A 15,831-nucleotide genomic window follows, 5' to 3' on the forward strand; every position below is an offset into this window, starting at 1 on the left:
CGTGCAAAAGTGATCGCCGGAGGAGACCTCAGATTGAGTCCGGCGCCAAGTTTGTTTCTTCTGTACGGCGGCGCGCACCCGACGGCGTGGCAAGGATCGCCGACGACGGCGGCGGTCCTTGGGCAGGGTCCGCCGATTCCCGCACGCCGTCCCCACCAGTAGACACAGGGACATGAGCGCGGACACGGGCATAAGTCGGGATATGTCGAAAGTGCGGATCGGGGTCGACACGGGCGGCACGTTCACCGACGTGGTCGCGGTGGACGAGGCCACCGGCCGCGTCGTCACGACCAAGACGCCCTCCACCCCGGCGAACCCGGCCGACGGCTTCATGACCGGCGTGGCCAAGGTCCTGTCGGAGGCGTACGGGCTGGACGTCTCGCTCGACGACGTCACCGGCATCGTGCACGGCACCACCGTCGCCACCAACCAGCTCCTGGAGGACCGCCCCGCCGACCTGGGCTTCATCACCACCGAGGGCTTCGAGTTCCTGCTGGAGATCGCCCGGCAGAGCGTGCCCGACGGCTACGGCAACTCGTACTTCTGGGTCAAACCACCCCGCATCGTCCCGGTGCACCGCGTGAAGACCGTCGGCGGACGCCTCGACCACCTCGGCCGCGAGGTCCGCCCGTTCGATGAGGAGCAGGCCGTCGAGGTGGCCCGCTGGTTCCGCGACCGCGCCATCAACGCCATCGGCGTCTGCTTCCTGCACTCCTACGCCAACCCCGAGCACGAGCTGCGCATGCGCGAGGTGCTCGAACGCGAGCACCCGGACGCGGTCGTCTCCATCTCCAGCGAGGTCCTGCGCGAGTACCGCGAGTACGAGCGCTCGGTCACCACCCTCGTCGACGCCGCCGTCAAACCCACCATGCGCCGCTACATCGCCGGCCTCTCCGAACGCCTGGGCCGCGGCTTCTCGGTGATGAAGAGCAACGGCGGCGTCCTGTCCGCGACCGAGGTCGTCAACCAGCCGATCACCACCGTGCTGTCCGGCCCGGCCGCCGGGGCGCTCGGCGCCGCGCTCATCGCCTCCACCGCCGGGCACCCCTCCGCGATCACCCTCGACGGCGGCGGCACCTCCACCGACGTCGCCGTCGTCGTCGATGGCGAGCCGTCCCTCACCACCGAGGGCAGCATCGGCCGCTACCCCTGCAAGATCCCCATGATCGACATCGTCACCGTCGGCGCGGGCGGCGGCTCGATCGCCTGGATCTCCCCGGAGGGCACGCTCAAGGTCGGCCCGCGCAGCGCCGGCGCCGACCCCGGCCCCGTCTGCTACGGCCGCGGCGGCACCGAGGTCACCGTCACCGACGCGCACGTGTTCCTCGGCCGCGTGCCCCCGCACCTGCTCGGCGGCGAGATCCCGCTCGACGTCGCCGCCGCCCGCGCCGCCATCGAGGCCCTCGCCGACAAGCTCGGCCTCACCCCCGAGCGCACCGCCACCGGCATCCTGGAGATCAGCGCGTTCAACCAGTCGAACGCCATCCGCAGGCTCACCGTCCAACGCGGCCTCGACGTGCGCGACTTCCCCATGGTCGCCTTCGGCGGCTCCGGCCCGCTGCTCGTCTGCCGTCTGATCGACATCCTCTCCCTCCCGGCGGTGATCGTCCCGCCCGACCCGGGCAACGTCTCGGCGTTCGGCCTGCTCACCGTGGACGTGAAGAACGACTACGTGCGCACCTTCGTCACCCGCGACCTCCCCCTCGACGCCGCCGCCGAGATCTTCGGCGAGCTGGAGGCGCAGGCCGCCGACGCGCTCGACCGCGAGGGCTTCGACCGCGACCGCCACGTCTACGCCCGCAGCGCCGACCTGCGCTACTACGGCCAGGCGTACGAGGTCCGCGTCCCCGCCCCGCCCGGTCCCCTCGACGCGGCCTGGCGCGCGACCGTGCTCGACCGCTTCCACGAGGCCCACCACCGCCTCTACGGGTACGGCTACCGCGACGACCCCCGCCACGCCGTCGAATGGGTCAACCTCCGCGTCTCCGGCATCGGCCCGATCACCCGCCCGGCCATCGCCGAACGCCCCGGCCGCGCCCCCGGCGAATCCCCGCCGCCCCCGGACCACCGCCGGGTCCACTTCGACGAGGTCCACCGTGATGAGGTCCACCGTGATGAGGTCCACCGTGATGAGGTCCACCGTGATGAGGTCCACTTCGACGAGGACCCCGCCCGCGGCTGGGCGGACGTCCCCATCCACGCCCGCGCCGGCCTGCGCGCGGGCGACGTGATCGACGGCCCGGCCGTCATCGAGGAGTACGGCTCCACCCTGCCCCTGCACCCCGGCTTCTCGGCCCGCATGGACGCCCACGGCAACCTCGTCGTCCACCGCACCTCTCGGGAGAACGCATGACCGCCGCGACCCCCGTGGACCCCGTCCTCGTCGAGATCGTCGAGGGCACCCTCGCCTCGGTGGAGATGGAGGTCGAGACCGCGATCGCCCGCACCGCCCGCTCCCCGATGATCCGCGACGCCCACGACTTCCGCGCCGGCATCCACGACGCCCGCCTGCGCAAGCTGACCGGCCGGTCCTACTCCGCCCTCGTCCAGCCGATCGTCCGCGACTTCCCGATCGAGACGATGAACCCGGGCGACGTCTTCTTCCACAACGACGTCTACCTCTCCGAGGGCGGCATCGGCCACCTGCCCGACCTGTGCGTGACCGTGCCCGTCTTCCACGAGGGCGAGGTGGTCGCGTTCGTGCAGGCGTTCGGCCACCACGACGACATCGGCGGCGCCGTACCGGGCTCGATGCCCTCCCACGCCACCAGCGTCTTCGAGGAGGGCCTCATGGTCCCCCCGATCAAGCTGTGGGACCGCGGGGTGCCGAACGAGGCCGCGCTGCGCATCATGATCCGCAACTCCCGCATGCCCGACTCCCTCGCCGGCGACCTCGACGCCGAGTGCTCGGCCTGCCTCATGGGCGCCCGCCGCCTCGCCGACCTGTTCACCCGGTACGGCCGCGCCGCCGTCGAGGCCTGCTTCGACGCGATCATCTCCAAGACCACCGAGACGTTCCGCCGCGAACTCCTCGCCAAGATCCCCGAGGGGACGTACGTCTGGGAGGACTACGCCGAGCACGACGGCGTCGACGAGCCCCGCCTGCACACCCAGCGCATCACCCTCACCGTCGACCACGCCGCCCCCGCCCCCCTCGTGATCGACTTCACCGGCACGTCCCCGCAGGCGAAGGGGCCGATCAACCACGCGGGCGACTACGCCGACGGCGTGTTCCTGAAGAAGTGGCTCGCCCCCATCCTGCGCAACCTCGCCGACACCCCCGAGCGCATGGCCGAGCTCGACGTCAACGAGGGCGCCGTCCCCCTCATCGAGATGCGCTTCCCGGAGAAGGGCACCCTGCTCACCCCGATCTTCCCCGCCCCGACCAACGCCCGCACGTTCGTCATCCTGCGCCTGCTCGGCGTGCTCGCGGGCGTGCTCGCCAAGGCCACCGGCGGCCGGATGCCCGCCGACCAGGAGACGATCCGCTACACCGGCGTGTACGGCACCGACGCCGACGGCGTGCCGTACCTGATGCGCGAGGTCCTCGGCGGCGGCTCCGGCGGCCGCTGGTACGCCGACGGCGAGGACACCATCCACGTCGTCCCCGACTCCCGCAACATCCCGGTCGAGTTCGCCGAGGCCCGCTGGCCGTTCCGCGTCGAACGCCTCGGCCTCGCCGTCGACAGCGGCGGCCCCGGCCTGTTCCGCGGCGGCCTCGGCTACGACAAGCACATCCGCATGCTCCGCGACGCCTCGTTCATGTCGATCGCCGACCGCTCCATCCTGTCCTGCTGGGGCGTGAACGGCGGCCGCGCCGGCCGCCCCTTCCGCGTCGAGATCGCGGGCCGCGAGATGGAGGGCCTCGTCGACCACGAGCCCGTCCGCGCCGGCGAGATCATCCGAATCCGCACCACCGGCGGCGGAGGCTGGGGCTCCCCCTTCGACCGCGACCCGGAAAAGGTCGCCGCCGACGTCCGCGACGGCAAGGTCTCCTTCGAGGGCGCCCGCGACGACTACGGCGTCGTCCTCACCGGCCCCCAGGACGACCCCCGCGTCGACAAGGAGGCCACCACGTCCCTCCGCGCCGAACTCCGCGACCTCGGCGAGGCCGCCTTCTTCGATCGTGGCCCCGGCTACCCCCTGCTGTCGGGCGGGCGGCTCCTCGCCGACGTGGACGAGCTCTGACGCGTCGGGGCCTTATCGGTCGGCGGCGCCGGCCAGTTGGGTGGCGACGAGGTGGGCGTAGCGGCCGCCGTGCGCGAGGAGTTCGGCGTGGGTGCCCTGTTCGACGATGCGGCCTTGGTCGAGGACGAGGATCAGGTCGGCGTCGCGGATGGTGCTGAGACGGTGGGCGATGACGATGCGGGTCTGGGTCAGGCCGGTGAGACGGGCCTCGATCGCGGCCTCGGTCGAGGCGTCGAGCTGGCTGGTGGCCTCGTCGAGCAGCAGGACCTTGGGGCGGGGCAGCAGCGCGCGGGCGAGGGCGAGCCGCTGGCGCTGGCCTCCGGACAGGCCGCCGCCCTCGACCAGGAGCGTGTCGTAGCCCATCGGCATGGCGGCGATCTCGTCGTGGACGCAGGCGCGCGCGGCCGCCTCGGCGACGCGCTCCAGGGACGCGCCGGGGTCGTTGAGCGCGATGTTCTCCCTGATCGTGCCGGTGAACAGGGACGGCTGCTGGGTGACCACGCCGAACTGGCGGCGCAGCGAGTGCGGGTTGAGCTCGGAGGCGGGCACGCCGTCGTAGCGAATCTGACCCTCGGTCGGGGGGTGCAGCGCGAGCAGCAGCCGGGCCAGCGTGCTCTTGCCGGAGCCGGAGGCGCCCACCAGCGCCACCTTCTGGCCGGGCCGCACGTTCAGCCAGATGTCGCGCAGGATCCACGGGCCGCGGGGGTCGTGCCGGAAGCCGACGCCGCGCAGTTCGATCGCGCCGCGCAGGCGCAGCACCTCGATGCCCTGGGACGGCTCGGGGTCGGCGGCCAGGATGTCCGACAGCCGGTCGAAGTGCGCGCCCGCCTGCTGCAGGCCCTGCAGCGCGGTCATCAGCGAACCCAGCGGGGTGAGCGCGGCGGCCGCGATCGCATTGAGCGCGAGCAGCATGCCCAGACTCAGCGAGCCGTCGAGCACCCGCCACGCCCCGGCCCACAGCAGGACGAGCGGCGCCAGATAGCGGATCGCGGCGAGCGCCGCCTCGACCAGGCCCTTGACCAGGCCGCCGCGCAGGTCGGCGTCGAGCTGGACGGCGAACTCCTCCGACCAGCGCCGCATCGCCCGAGGCTCCGAGCCGGACGCCTTCAGCGTCTCCATGCCGCCGATCACCTCCAGCAGCCGGTTCTGGCTGGCGGACAGCGCGACCAGTTCGCGCCGGGTGAGCTCGCCGACCTTCCGGGCGGTGCCGAGCAGCAGCCCGCACTGGGCGGCGGCGAGCAGCACCAGCACGCCGCCGATGGCGGGGTCGGCGGCGAAGACGAGCGCGAGGTAGACGACCGCGAGCGGGCCGTCCAGCAGCGTCGACAGGATCTGGCCGGTCAGCATCTCCCGCAGGGAGGCGACGCTGTTCGACCGGTTCAGCAGGTCGCCTTTGCCGCGGGTGGCGAAGTACCGGTACGGCAGCGCGACCAGATGGGCGACCAGGTCGCGGGTCACCTCGCCGTCGGTGCGGGCGCGCAGGGCGACCAGCAGCACCGACCGCAGGTACGCCACCGCGAACTGGGTCGCCGTCGCGGCCAGCACGGCCGCGCCGGCCAGGGCGAGCAGGTGTTCGCCGCCGCCCGGCAGGACCCGGTCCACGATCACCTGGAACCCGGCGGCCAGGCCGAGCCCGAGCACCTGCAGCAGCGCGGACGCCGCGATTATCTGGGCGAGCAGCCCCTTCCTGCGCAGCAGCAGCGTGCGCAGGAACCGCAGCCGCCAGGCGCGGGCGGCGCCGGATCGGCGCCGGCGAAAGCCCGGCGCGGGCTCGAAGGCGAGCAGCACGCCGGTGAAGCCGGCGTCGAACTCCTCGGCGCTGAGCCTCACCCGACCGTGGCCGGGATCCACGATGTCCACGTGGCGCGGCGTCCACCGCTCCACCACCACGAAATGCTGGAACTCCCAGTGCACGACGGCGGGCATCGGCACCCGGGCCAGGTCGGTCGGCTCCAGCGAGAACGCCTTGGCCTGCAGGCCGTACAGGCGGGCCGCCTGCACGATCGCCAGCGCGCTCAGCCCGTCCCGGCCCACCTCCAGGCGGTCGGAGACCTCCTGAACCGTGGTGCGCCGGCCGTGGAAGGACAGCACCATCGCCAGGCACGCCGCCCCGCACTCGGTCGCGGAGTTCTGCACGATGACGGGGACCCGTCTCATCGCCCGCCTCCCGGCACGCCCACCCCGGCTCCCGGGGAGCCGCCGGAGCCGAGGAGCGGCCAGACGAGCAGGGCCAGCACGGCCACCAGCAGCGCGACCATCAGCCACAGGACCACGAACCTGACCGCGCCCGGCTCGGGCGCCGGGGACCGCTCCGCGCGGCCGGCGTGGCGGCGCAGCGCCTGCTCGCGGAAGATCCGGCGGCTCACAGCGCACTCGTCCGGGTGGTGGTGCCCCAGAACCATTCGATCTTCGCGGTACGGCGGCGCTCCTCGACCCACTCCTCGAAGATCCGCCGCTCCACCCGGCGGCGCGTCGCGGCGTCGAACACGGCCTCGCCGATGGAGATCACCTTGATCAGGGTTCGCGGGTCGGGCGCGAGGATCTCCCCGGCCTCCGCCTCGCCGACCTCGGCCCGCGGCACGTCCTCGATCACCAGCCGGGCCCCGGGCACGCGCTCGGCCACCGCGTAGCAGTCCGCGCCCGCGACGAGCTCGGCGGCGACGCGGCCGGCCGCTGCGGCATCGGGGAAGGTCAGGCGGGCGATCCGGGCGGCGCCGAACTCCGCCCGGTGCCCGGCGAAGTACGCCTCGGCCCGCCCGGCCGTCACCCGCTCGCGCAACCGCGCCGCGGCCGCCTCCCCGGTCACCAGCTCCCGCAGATCCGTCTCGGTGAGGCAGCGGCGCTCCAGCCATTCGCGGGTCCGCTCCGCGGTGAGCAGCCCCCGGGCGCGGCGGAACGCGTCCACCGCCTCCTGCAACTCCTCGTCGGTGAGCTCGACGGGCGACTCCTCCAGCTCCGCCTGGAGCAGCGCGCCGGTGACGATCCGGTCGGCGAGCCGGGCCTCGTCCCACAGGAAGTCCAGCCGCGCGACCGCGTCGGCGACCCGCACTCCGACGCCGTCGACCCGCAGCAGCAACAGCTCGCTCGCCCGGTGCACGCCGCGCATCGGCCACGGCAGCGCCCGGTCCGGGCACCACGACAGCGACACGCTGCCCGCGCCCGGCTGTTTGATCAGCAGGTCGTAGTGGAGCGAGTCGTCGTACTCCTCGCGCTGCCACAGCAGCCGGAAGCGCACCTGCGGGTGGCGTTCCCGCAGGTCGCGCAGGCGTTCCTCGGCCTGCGGGGGCTCCAGATCGGCCAGGTCACGCAGGGTGTCAAGCGCGTCGGCAAGCATCCCCGTCTCCTTCGACACAGATGGGGTGGTCCGGGCCCGTCGGCTCGGATCGGGAACAGCGGAATCGGCGCCGGGTGGCCGGCGCGCTCATCACATCGGCGGTCGCCGCCGTGGGAGGACGGCGCGGGGCGACGGAGCACGCCCCGCGCCGTGGCCTGTGATCACGCCGCGCGTACGTCGGCGTCGGGATGGACCGCGCGGTACGGGCCGAGCGGTACGGGCCGCTCAGGCGGGTCGCGCGGTCGCCGCGCGCACCTCGCCGTACAGCAGCAGGTCGCAGAGGGCCTCGCTGATCGGCAGGCCGGTGGCCTGCTCGATCCACAGCCACTGGCCGCTCGGGTTGACCTCCAGGAAGACGTATCGCCCGTCCGGGGTCAGGATCAGGTCGAGCGCCCCGTAGCACAGCCCGAGCCGCTCGACGATCTCGACGCAGCGCCGCGCCACGTCACCGGGGAGCCGGTGCACCTCGTGCCGCGTGCTGCCCAGGTCGTAGCGGCGCCAGTCGAACCGCGCGTGGTTGTTCTCCTGGGAGTGGATCTCCGCGGCGAAGACGGCCCGCCCGACGACGGTGACGCGCAGCTCCACCCGCTTGTCCACGTACTCCTGCGTGATGACGGGAGCGAAGCGGATCGCGTCGGCGTAGGCCACGTCCCGGGTGGACACCGGCTCGGCGAGCCGGCTCGTCTCCTCGCCGTCCGCCCGGGGGGCCCACGGATTGTCGAACGGCTTGGTGATGATCCGCCCGTCGTGCCGGGCGTAGAAGTCCAGGAACGCGTCCGGATCATTTGTGATCAGCGTCGCCGGGAGCTCGAAGCCGAGCCGGCCGGCCAGCGCGAGCTGCGACGACTTGCGCTGGGCGAGCGTGACGACGCCCCTGGGCGCGGGGACCGTCCGGCAGCCGAGCTGGTCCCACAGATCCGCGGCGAACGCCAGGCACTCCTGCTCGACGTAGCCGCGGGCCGCCGCGTCCACGATCTCGGGATGGGCGACGGGAGGACGGGGCCGTCGGAACCACACCGCCGTCAGGCGATCGAGGTCGACGTCGGCCGACCCGGTGCGCAGCCGCCGCCGCACCCGCCCGTCGCGGTCGTACACCGCCTCAAGCACGGCGCCGGCCGGATAGTCGGCCGGGTCGAAGAAGACCGGCCGTGCCCCCCGCCCGGCCAGCAATCCGGCCACGTGCTCGGCGTGCGGATCGCCGTCCACCGTGAGCACGAGGATGTCGCCCGCCATCTGTCCCCCTTACGGAGCGAAGGAGGGCGGGAGCGCCGGGCGTGGCGCCCCCGCCCGGCCGGCTAGAAGTCCTTATCGCGCCACGAGCCGCCGCCGGAGACGTCGATCACGACGCTCGACGTGTCCTCCGACCGACGGCCGCCGTTGACCAGCCGCAGGTCGCCCTCGTCCAGCTCGGGCCCGATCGCCGCGAGGTCATCAATGGTGAACTTGGACATGGTGTCCCCTCTTTCCGCCATCCCCCGGACGGCGTCTCATGGTTTCCAGGACGGTGCGGAACGCGTGTCGCCGAGCGACGCCCGGCGCGTGATCGGCACCTGGGGAATAACGTAAAAAAGCCACTTGTGCATCTCTGGTCGCTTACTTGTGCGGGACTAAGTGCGACAGGGAAGGAGAACCACGTGGGTCCTGACGTGCTCATGGCGGTACGGCACGGCGAGAGCGCGGCCAACGCCGCCTACCGCGAGTCCCTGCGCACTGGCCAGGCGCTGGAGTTCCCCCGACCGGACGCCGACGTCCCGCTGACCGACCTCGGCCGCACGCAGGCGGCCGCCCTCGGCCGGTGGCTGGACGAACTGCCCGCGACGCGGAGGCCGGAACTGGTCTGGTGCTCCACGTACCACCGGGCCCGGGAGACCTGGCGCATCGCCGCGAGCCTGATGACCGAGCCGCCGCGGGACGTCCACGAGGACGAGCGCCTGATCGACCGCGTCATGGGCGAGCTGGAGCTGATGAACCACAAGGCCGTGGACGAGCGGTTTCCCGAGGAGGCGCGGAAGCGGGCGCTGCTGGGGGAGTGGGCCTACCGCCCGCCCGGAGGGGAGTCGTTCGCGGACGTCGCCGCCCGGCTGAGGGCGTTCCTCGCCGATCTGAACCGGGCGGCGGAGCGACGCAGGGTGCTGGTCGTGGCGCACGACTCGGTCGTGGCCGTGCTGCGGCACGTGCTGGAGCGCGACGACGACACCGACATGACCGGCCTGGCCACCTTCGGCCCGGTCGCCAACGCCTCGGTCTCCACCTGGGAGCGCCGGGACGGCCGCCTCCACCTCGGCGGCTTCAACGCCGTCGGGCACCTGTGACCGGAGTACATCTGACCGGGGGACATCTGACCGGGGGACATCTGACCGGGGGACATCGGCTCAGTCGGCGTCGGCGGCGGCCTCCCGGGCCACGTCGACGACGGCGAGGTTCTCGGGGGGCAGATGCCCTCGATGCTCCTCCTCCGGCGTGCCCGTGTCCGTGACCACGAGGGTGAAGTCGGACAGGCGGGCGAAGGAGTACGGCGCGACGCGGGTGAACTTGGTGTGGTCGACGAGCAGGATGCGCTCGCCGCCGGCGGCGAGGGCGGCGCGTTTGACCAGGACCGAGTCCTGGTCCGGGTGGTAGCAGACGCCACCGTTGACGGCGGGGGTGGAGATGAGGACGGCGTCCAGGCGCATGCGGCCGATCGCGTCGTGGGCGAGCAGGCCGACGTTGGCGTCGAACGCGGGCCGGTACGTGCCGCCGATCATCACCACCTCCAGGCCCGACTCGACGAGCACCCGGGTGAGCGATAACGAGTTCGTCACCACCGTGATCCCGGACAGCCTCGCCAGGTACGGCACGAGCGGCAGGCACGAGGTGCTGTCGTCGATGAAGACGGTCATGCCCCGCTGCAGCCGCTGCGCGGCCCGGGTGGCGATCGCCTCCTTCTCCCGCAGCGCGACCTGGGCGCGGTCGTGCCAGCTCGCCTCGCTGTCCAGCGCGAACACCGGCCCCCGCGTCGCCGGCTGGCGCACCGCGCCGCCGCGCACCTTGCGCAGCAGGCCCTGCTTCTCCAGGATGTCGAGATCGCGGTGGACGGTCATCGCGCTGATGCCGAACTCCTCGGAGAGCTCCTCGATGGAGACCTCGCCGCGCTGTTCGAGCAGCTCGATGGTCTTGCGATGCCGTTCGATCTGTACCGGGGTCAACCGGCGGATCGGGCGCTGCATGACAATCCCCTTCTGATCATGGCTGCGGGCATCCGGCGCCGCCCTGCCCCCGGCGGTCGATCACCGTCACCCCATTGTCCGGCCGTCCGGGCGCACGATCGCCTTGAGCGCGGCGGGATCCCGCCGCGAGGCCAGCAACGCCTGCTCGGCCTCGGCCAGCCCGAAGCGCGCGGTGACCAGCCCGTCCAGCTCGATCGACCCGGACGCGGCCAGCTCGATCGCGGCCGGATACACGTGGGCGTACCGGAACGTCCCGGTCACCCACAGCTCGCGCTGCTGGATGACGTCGACGGGCAGCGGCGGCGTCGGCTCGCCCATGCCGACGAGCACGACCGTGCCCGCCGGGGCGACGCAGCGGATGCCGGACGCGATCGCCTCGGCGCTGCCGGAGCACTCCAGCAGCACGTCGGCGTCGGGGATGACCGAGGACGGCTCGCGCTCGCGGACGTTCACCGTCTCCGCGCCGAGCCGGTGGGCCACGGCGAGGCGGTGCTCGCTGATGTCGGTCGCGACGACCCGCGCCGCGCCCCGCGCCCGCGCCACCTGCAGGCACAGCAGGCCGATCGGCCCGGCCCCGCTGACCAGCACCGACATCCCGGGCTCGACGCGGGCCTTGCGGTTGGCCCAGACCGCCACCGACAGCGGCTCGATGAGCGCCGCCGCATCGTCCGACAGCGTGTCCGGCACCGGGTGGGTGAACGCCTCGTCGAGCACGACGTACTCGGCGAACGCGCCGTCGATCGGGGGAGTGGCGAAGAACCGCACGTCAGGGCAGAGGTTGTAGCGGCCGGTACGGCACTGGCCGCAGTGGCCGCAGGGCACCCCGGGCTCCAACGCGACCCGGTCGCCGGGCCGTACCCGGGTGACCTCGGAACCGGTCGCGACGACCGTGCCCGAGGCCTCGTGGCCGAGCACGAGCGGCGAGGTGACCACGAAGTCGGCGATCCGGCCGTGCTCGTAGTAGTGCACGTCGGAGCCGCACACGCCGACGGCCGCCACCCGCACCAGCGCCTCGCGGGGGCCGGGCACGGGCACGGGACGCTCCTCCAGGCGGACGTCGCCGGGTGCGTGCAGGACGGCGGCCCGCTGGGTCTGCGGCAGGGGCTCCCGCCGGCCGTCGGGCCCGGCGGTTCGTACGTCGGTCATTCGGCGGTCACCGCTCCAAGGGTCAGGCCGGTGACCAGCCACCGGCGAACTGCGAGTCCGGCAATGATCATGGGCAGCGTGACGACGACGCCGAGCGCGGTGAGCTGGCCCCAGTCGATGCCGCCCTGGGTGATGAGACGCCCGGCCGCCATCGGCAGCGTCTGCGAGGAGGGTCCGGAGAAGCTGGACGCGAACGCGTAGTCGTTCCAGGAGAACACGGCGCACAGCACGGCGGTGGTGACCAGGCCCGGCTTGGTCGTGGGCAGCACCACGTGCCAGAACGCCTGCCACCGGGTCGCCCCCTCCACCAGCGCCGCCTCTTCGATCGCCCGCGGCACGTCGGCGAAGAACGCGCTCATCAGCCAGATCGCGAACGGCAGGCTGAACGACAGGTACGCCAGGATCAGCCCGGCCACCGAGTCGAGCAGGCCCAGATACCGGAACATGATGAACAGCGGCAGGATCACCGCCGCGATCGGCGCCATCCGGGTGCTGATGATCCAGAACGCCAGGTGGCGGCGGCCCCGGCCGTGCCAGCGGGCCAGGCCGTACCCGGCGAGCGTGCCGAGGACGAGCGCGAGCGCGGTCGCCGTCACGGTCGCGATCACGCTGTTGACCATGAACGGCGTGATGTCGTTGCCCGCGCCGAACAGGTTGCCGTAGTTGTCCAGCGTCGGGGTGAACACCAGCGTCGGCGTGGTCGTCTTGATCGCGCTCTCCGGCTTGAACGACGACAGCAGCATCCAGGCGAGCGGGACCACCGTCCAGGCGAGGATGATCGCCGCGAGCACCCAGGTGAGCACGCGCGCCGCCGCCGACCGGCCGCCGAGCGTCGTGGGGGAGCCGCTCACTTGGTGAGCCCCTTTCTGCCCAGTACGCCGACGAAGACGTTCGCCAGGATGATCGAGAACAGCAGCATCACCAGGCCGATGACGGACGCGTAGCCGATCTCCCGGAAGCGGAAGGCCGTCTCGTACAACCGGATCGGAATGATCTTCGTGGCGTCGGCCGGGCCGCCGTTGGTGGTGATCGTGATGATGTCGAAGAAGCGGACCGCGTCCATCGCCCGCACCAGCAGCGCGACGAGCAGGACGCCCCGGATCGTGGGGAACACCACCGAGCGCAGCGTCTGCCAGTACCCCGCCCCGTCCACCGCGGCCGCCTCAAGCAGCGGCTGCGGCACCGCGGAGAGCCCGGCCAGGGTGATCAGGGCGACGAGCGGCGTCCACTGCCACACGTCCATGCCGACCACGGCGAGCAGCGCGGTGGTGCCGTTCGCCAGCACGTCGCCCTCGAAGCCGAGGCCGCGCAGCGCCCACGCGTACAGGCCGATGGTGTAGTCGGTGAGGAACCGGCCGAGCAGCCCGACGATGATCGGGGCGAGGAACATCGGCAGCAGCACCAGCGCGAACACCAGGCCGCGCCCCCGGGTGATCCGGTACAGCACGAGCGCCACGACGATGCCGAGGAACATCTCCGCGCCGAGCGTGAGCACCAGGTAGATCAGGCTCACGATCCAGGAGGAGCGCACGTCGGGGTCGGTCAGCAGGCGCTGCCAGTTGTCCAGGCCGGCGTACTCGAACCGCAGCCCGCCGAGCAGCTTCACCTCGGTGAAGCCCATGTAGATCAGGGTGAGGAACGGCAGCAGCGACAGGGCGGCGAGCAGCACGAGCGCGGGGGTCATCATCCGCATCTCGAAGCCGGGCAGCCGCACGGGCGTGCGCGACCGCGCGCGCACGCCCGTCCCGGCCGCCGCGCCCGCGACCTGGTTCAGGTCGGAGGACAACGGCATCACACCTTGTTGATCTCGTCGAACTTCTGCGCCACCGTGCGCATCGCCGCGTCCGGCTTGACCGCTCCGGTGATCATGCGGGACAGCTCGGTGAACAGGGCGGTGTTGAGCTGGTTCCAGGTGGCGACCTTGGGACGCAGGCCGATGTTCTCCTGCTTCCACGCCTCGTTGACGGCGTCCGCGGTGAGGATGTTCGGCAGCTTCGACGGGCGCTTCTTCGCCTCGGCGACCTCCGGCCGCTGGTAGACCGAGGTACGGGTGGGCGTGCCGCCGCCGACCTCGCTGGCGAGCGTCATGAACTGGGTGTCGGGCGAGGTGGCCCAGTTGATGAACAGCCAGGCCGCGCCGCGCTCGGCGTCCGAGCAGTTGGCGTTGATGCCGACGCCGGTGCCGCCCCAGATGTTCGCCGAGCGGGCCGGGCCCTTCGGCAGCGGCGCGTAGCCGACCTTGCCCGGCAGCGCCTTCTCGTTTCCGGCGGCGAACTCGTGCCAGTTCGGGCACATCGCGACCTGACCGGCCTGGAAGGCGTTGGCCACGCCGTCCCAGTCCCAGGTGCGCGAGCCGGGGTGGGCGATGCCGAGCAGGCGGTTGTAGAACTCGGCGGCGGCGATCGCCGCGTCGCTGGTGAGCGTGGACTTGCCGGGGTTCTTGGTGCCGAGGGTGCCCAGGCTCTGGCCGCCCTCGAAGTAGTCGCCGCCGTAGGCCCACAGCACGTCGGAGAAGTCGCACTGCAGCGAGTCGTGCTGCTTGGCCTGGTGGCCGGTGCCGTACGCGACGTCGTCCTTGGCGTTCTTGTTGAACCACTCGGCGATCTTGAAGTACTGCTCCCACGTCAGGTTGATCGACGGGGTCGGGTCGAAGCCGAGGTCGTCGGACATCTTGTCGTGGTACTTCTCGAACAGGTCGGCGCGGTACTGCCAGATCATCGTCGGGGTGTCGTACGGCAGCGCGAACAGCTTGTTCTCGTCGAGGAACCGGCCGGCCGCCTGAAGCTGGCTGGGGATGAAGTCCCCGATCCCCTGCGGCGGCTGCGGGAACTCGTCGTTCCCGATGAACTCGTTCAGGTCCACCAGGCCCTCGGAGAACGGCGCGAGCACCTGGTACGGGTCGGCGTAGATGACGTGGTAGCGGGCGGTGCCGCTGGAGAAGTCCAGCGAGACGTTCTCCACCAGCTTGGTCAGCTCCATCTGCTGGATATTGATCTTGATGCCGGTCAGGTCGGTGAACGGCTTGGTGTTGGCTGCGATCGCCGCGGACGGTGCGGTGTTCTCCGAGATGAAGTTGATCGTCGTGCCCTGGAACCTCTTCCACGGGTCGCCGCCCGCGGCAGGGGCGCTGCCGCCGCCGTCCGACCCGCCGCAGGCGCTGAGCGCCGCCGCGGCGAGGGCTCCGGCGGCGCCGGCGCCGATCCCGCGCAGCAGGGCGCGGCGGGACACCTGGTGGGAATGAGTCATTGCGTCCTCCCGGACGTGGAGCATGAGCGCGAAATCCCCCGCTTCATCACGTGATGTTGCGAGATGTTAGGCGCTCTATGCGGAGGATCACAAGACTCCTTCGTCTTATCGTGATAGATCACGTGATGATGATGTTAAAACGTGGTGAACTCGGCGGACGGATCCCGCGGCGCCGCCGCGGATCCCGGCGTGCCGAGCACGCGCAGATCGGCGCGCGCCCGGGTGTCGTCGCGGGCGAACCACTCGCGCTCGGCGCGCATCCAGCGCTCCCATTCGTCGCGCAGGTGCTCGCCGTCCCGCTCGAGCACCCGCCGCAGCCGCAGATCATCGGGGGCCTCCACCCAGATCGCGTACGCCAGCAGGCCGGCCGTGGCCCGCCGCGCGGCGGCGACCCCCTCCAGCACGAGCAGCGGCGCGGGCGGCACCTCGATCCACTCGGCGTGCTCGCCGCGCACCCAGTCGTACCGGCGGAACCGCCCCGGCCCGCCCGCCCGCAGCGGGTCGAGCACCTGCGCGGTCAGCGGGGCGAACCACGCGTCCGGCGAGCCGTCCCAGGGCACCGGGAACTCGTCGCTGTGGATCACCTGTGCCCCCGCCGCGGCGCCGAGCCGCTCCGCGAACGTCGTCTTCCCCGACCCCGCCGGGCCGTCGATCGCTACCAATCGGGTATCTCCACATGAAGGTGGCAGACCCCGGAGATGTGCGGCCAGG

The 15,831-nt window shown here is 72.1% G+C and carries 14 protein-coding genes; 3 read left to right on the forward strand and 11 right to left on the reverse strand.

The window, feature by feature from the left end; all coding sequences use genetic code 11:
* Window positions 1–202: 202 nt before the first annotated feature.
* Together AB0K60_RS02460 and AB0K60_RS02465 are read left to right on the forward strand one after the other, a co-directional pair.
* Window positions 203–2,353 (forward strand): hydantoinase/oxoprolinase family protein, encoded by a 2,151-nt coding sequence (locus tag AB0K60_RS02460; RefSeq protein WP_364047698.1) that lies wholly within the window; start codon window positions 203–205, stop codon window positions 2,351–2,353.
* Window positions 2,350–4,188 carry a hydantoinase B/oxoprolinase family protein gene (locus AB0K60_RS02465; RefSeq protein WP_364047700.1) on the forward strand — a complete coding sequence of 613 codons (1,839 nt, stop codon included), beginning with the start codon at window positions 2,350–2,352 and terminating at the stop codon, window positions 4,186–4,188. Before AB0K60_RS02460 ends, AB0K60_RS02465 begins: the two co-directional genes overlap by 4 nt.
* 12 nt (window positions 4,189–4,200) lie before the next feature.
* Here AB0K60_RS02465 and AB0K60_RS02470 read toward each other — a convergent pair whose 3' ends face one another.
* The 5 genes from AB0K60_RS02470 to AB0K60_RS02490 all read right to left on the reverse strand — a co-directional run bounded on the left by AB0K60_RS02470 (window position 4,201) and on the right by AB0K60_RS02490 (window position 8,973).
* Window positions 4,201–6,345: a peptidase domain-containing ABC transporter gene (locus AB0K60_RS02470; protein WP_364047702.1), complete on the reverse strand. Its 2,145-nt coding sequence runs from the start codon at window positions 6,343–6,345 to the stop codon at window positions 4,201–4,203.
* On the reverse strand, window positions 6,342–6,554 hold the full coding sequence (locus AB0K60_RS02475) for a hypothetical protein (RefSeq protein ID WP_364047704.1): 213 nt from the start codon (window positions 6,552–6,554) through the stop codon (window positions 6,342–6,344). Before AB0K60_RS02475 ends, AB0K60_RS02470 begins: the two co-directional genes overlap by 4 nt.
* A complete protein-coding gene (locus tag AB0K60_RS02480) occupies window positions 6,551–7,522 on the reverse strand; it encodes a TIGR04500 family putative peptide maturation system protein (protein WP_364047706.1) in 972 nt (323 codons plus the stop codon). The genes AB0K60_RS02475 and AB0K60_RS02480 overlap by 4 nt, the downstream gene beginning before the upstream one ends.
* Before the next feature lie 225 nt (window positions 7,523–7,747).
* On the reverse strand, window positions 7,748–8,755 hold the full coding sequence (locus AB0K60_RS02485; RefSeq protein ID WP_364047708.1) for an MvdC/MvdD family ATP grasp protein: 1,008 nt from the start codon (window positions 8,753–8,755) through the stop codon (window positions 7,748–7,750).
* A 62-nt stretch (window positions 8,756–8,817) separates the two neighbouring features.
* Window positions 8,818–8,973, reverse strand: coding sequence for a putative ATP-grasp target RiPP (locus tag AB0K60_RS02490; protein ID WP_364047710.1), 156 nt, complete (start codon window positions 8,971–8,973; stop codon window positions 8,818–8,820).
* Window positions 8,974–9,156: 183 nt separating this feature from the next.
* Here AB0K60_RS02490 and AB0K60_RS02495 point away from each other — a divergent pair, with 183 nt between their 5' ends.
* On the forward strand, window positions 9,157–9,834 hold the full coding sequence (locus AB0K60_RS02495; protein ID WP_364047712.1) for a histidine phosphatase family protein: 678 nt from the start codon (window positions 9,157–9,159) through the stop codon (window positions 9,832–9,834).
* Window positions 9,835–9,894: 60 nt separating this feature from the next.
* Here the strand turns inward: AB0K60_RS02495 and AB0K60_RS02500 are convergent, their stop codons facing one another.
* From AB0K60_RS02500 to AB0K60_RS02525, 6 genes are all read right to left on the reverse strand, one after another.
* Complete coding sequence (locus tag AB0K60_RS02500) at window positions 9,895–10,728, reverse strand: DeoR/GlpR family DNA-binding transcription regulator (RefSeq protein WP_364047714.1); 834 nt, start codon at window positions 10,726–10,728, stop codon at window positions 9,895–9,897.
* 66 nt (window positions 10,729–10,794) lie between these two features.
* A complete protein-coding gene (locus AB0K60_RS02505) occupies window positions 10,795–11,874 on the reverse strand; it encodes an NAD(P)-dependent alcohol dehydrogenase (RefSeq protein WP_364047716.1) in 1,080 nt (359 codons plus the stop codon).
* Window positions 11,871–12,725, reverse strand: coding sequence for a carbohydrate ABC transporter permease (locus tag AB0K60_RS02510; RefSeq protein ID WP_364047718.1), 855 nt, complete (start codon window positions 12,723–12,725; stop codon window positions 11,871–11,873). The genes AB0K60_RS02505 and AB0K60_RS02510 overlap by 4 nt, the downstream gene beginning before the upstream one ends.
* On the reverse strand, window positions 12,722–13,660 hold the full coding sequence (locus AB0K60_RS02515; protein WP_364047720.1) for a sugar ABC transporter permease: 939 nt from the start codon (window positions 13,658–13,660) through the stop codon (window positions 12,722–12,724). Before AB0K60_RS02515 ends, AB0K60_RS02510 begins: the two co-directional genes overlap by 4 nt.
* A 5-nt stretch (window positions 13,661–13,665) precedes the next feature.
* Window positions 13,666–15,120 carry an extracellular solute-binding protein gene (locus tag AB0K60_RS02520; protein ID WP_364047722.1) on the reverse strand — a complete coding sequence of 485 codons (1,455 nt, stop codon included), beginning with the start codon at window positions 15,118–15,120 and terminating at the stop codon, window positions 13,666–13,668.
* A 134-nt stretch (window positions 15,121–15,254) separates the two neighbouring features.
* Window positions 15,255–15,782, reverse strand: coding sequence for a hypothetical protein (locus AB0K60_RS02525; protein ID WP_364047724.1), 528 nt, complete (start codon window positions 15,780–15,782; stop codon window positions 15,255–15,257).
* Window positions 15,783–15,831: the final 49 nt, after the last annotated feature.

Origin of the sequence: Thermopolyspora sp. NPDC052614, assembly GCF_040678635.1 — a bacterium.
Taxonomy (GTDB): domain Bacteria; phylum Actinomycetota; class Actinomycetes; order Streptosporangiales; family Streptosporangiaceae; genus Thermopolyspora.

Coding starts and splice junctions, on each gene's coding strand:
- AB0K60_RS02480 (WP_364047706.1), bottom strand. CDS start 7,522: ATGCTTGCCGACGCGCTTGACACCCTGCGTGACCTGGCCGATCTGGAG.
- AB0K60_RS02500 (WP_364047714.1), bottom strand. CDS start 10,728: ATGCAGCGCCCGATCCGCCGGTTGACCCCGGTACAGATCGAACGGCAT.
- AB0K60_RS02465 (WP_364047700.1), top strand. CDS start 2,350: ATGACCGCCGCGACCCCCGTGGACCCCGTCCTCGTCGAGATCGTCGAG.
- AB0K60_RS02485 (WP_364047708.1), bottom strand. CDS start 8,755: ATGGCGGGCGACATCCTCGTGCTCACGGTGGACGGCGATCCGCACGCC.
- AB0K60_RS02505 (WP_364047716.1), bottom strand. CDS start 11,874: ATGACCGACGTACGAACCGCCGGGCCCGACGGCCGGCGGGAGCCCCTG.
- AB0K60_RS02460 (WP_364047698.1), top strand. CDS start 203: ATGTCGAAAGTGCGGATCGGGGTCGACACGGGCGGCACGTTCACCGAC.
- AB0K60_RS02520 (WP_364047722.1), bottom strand. CDS start 15,120: ATGACTCATTCCCACCAGGTGTCCCGCCGCGCCCTGCTGCGCGGGATC.
- AB0K60_RS02490 (WP_364047710.1), bottom strand. CDS start 8,973: ATGTCCAAGTTCACCATTGATGACCTCGCGGCGATCGGGCCCGAGCTG.
- AB0K60_RS02470 (WP_364047702.1), bottom strand. CDS start 6,345: ATGAGACGGGTCCCCGTCATCGTGCAGAACTCCGCGACCGAGTGCGGG.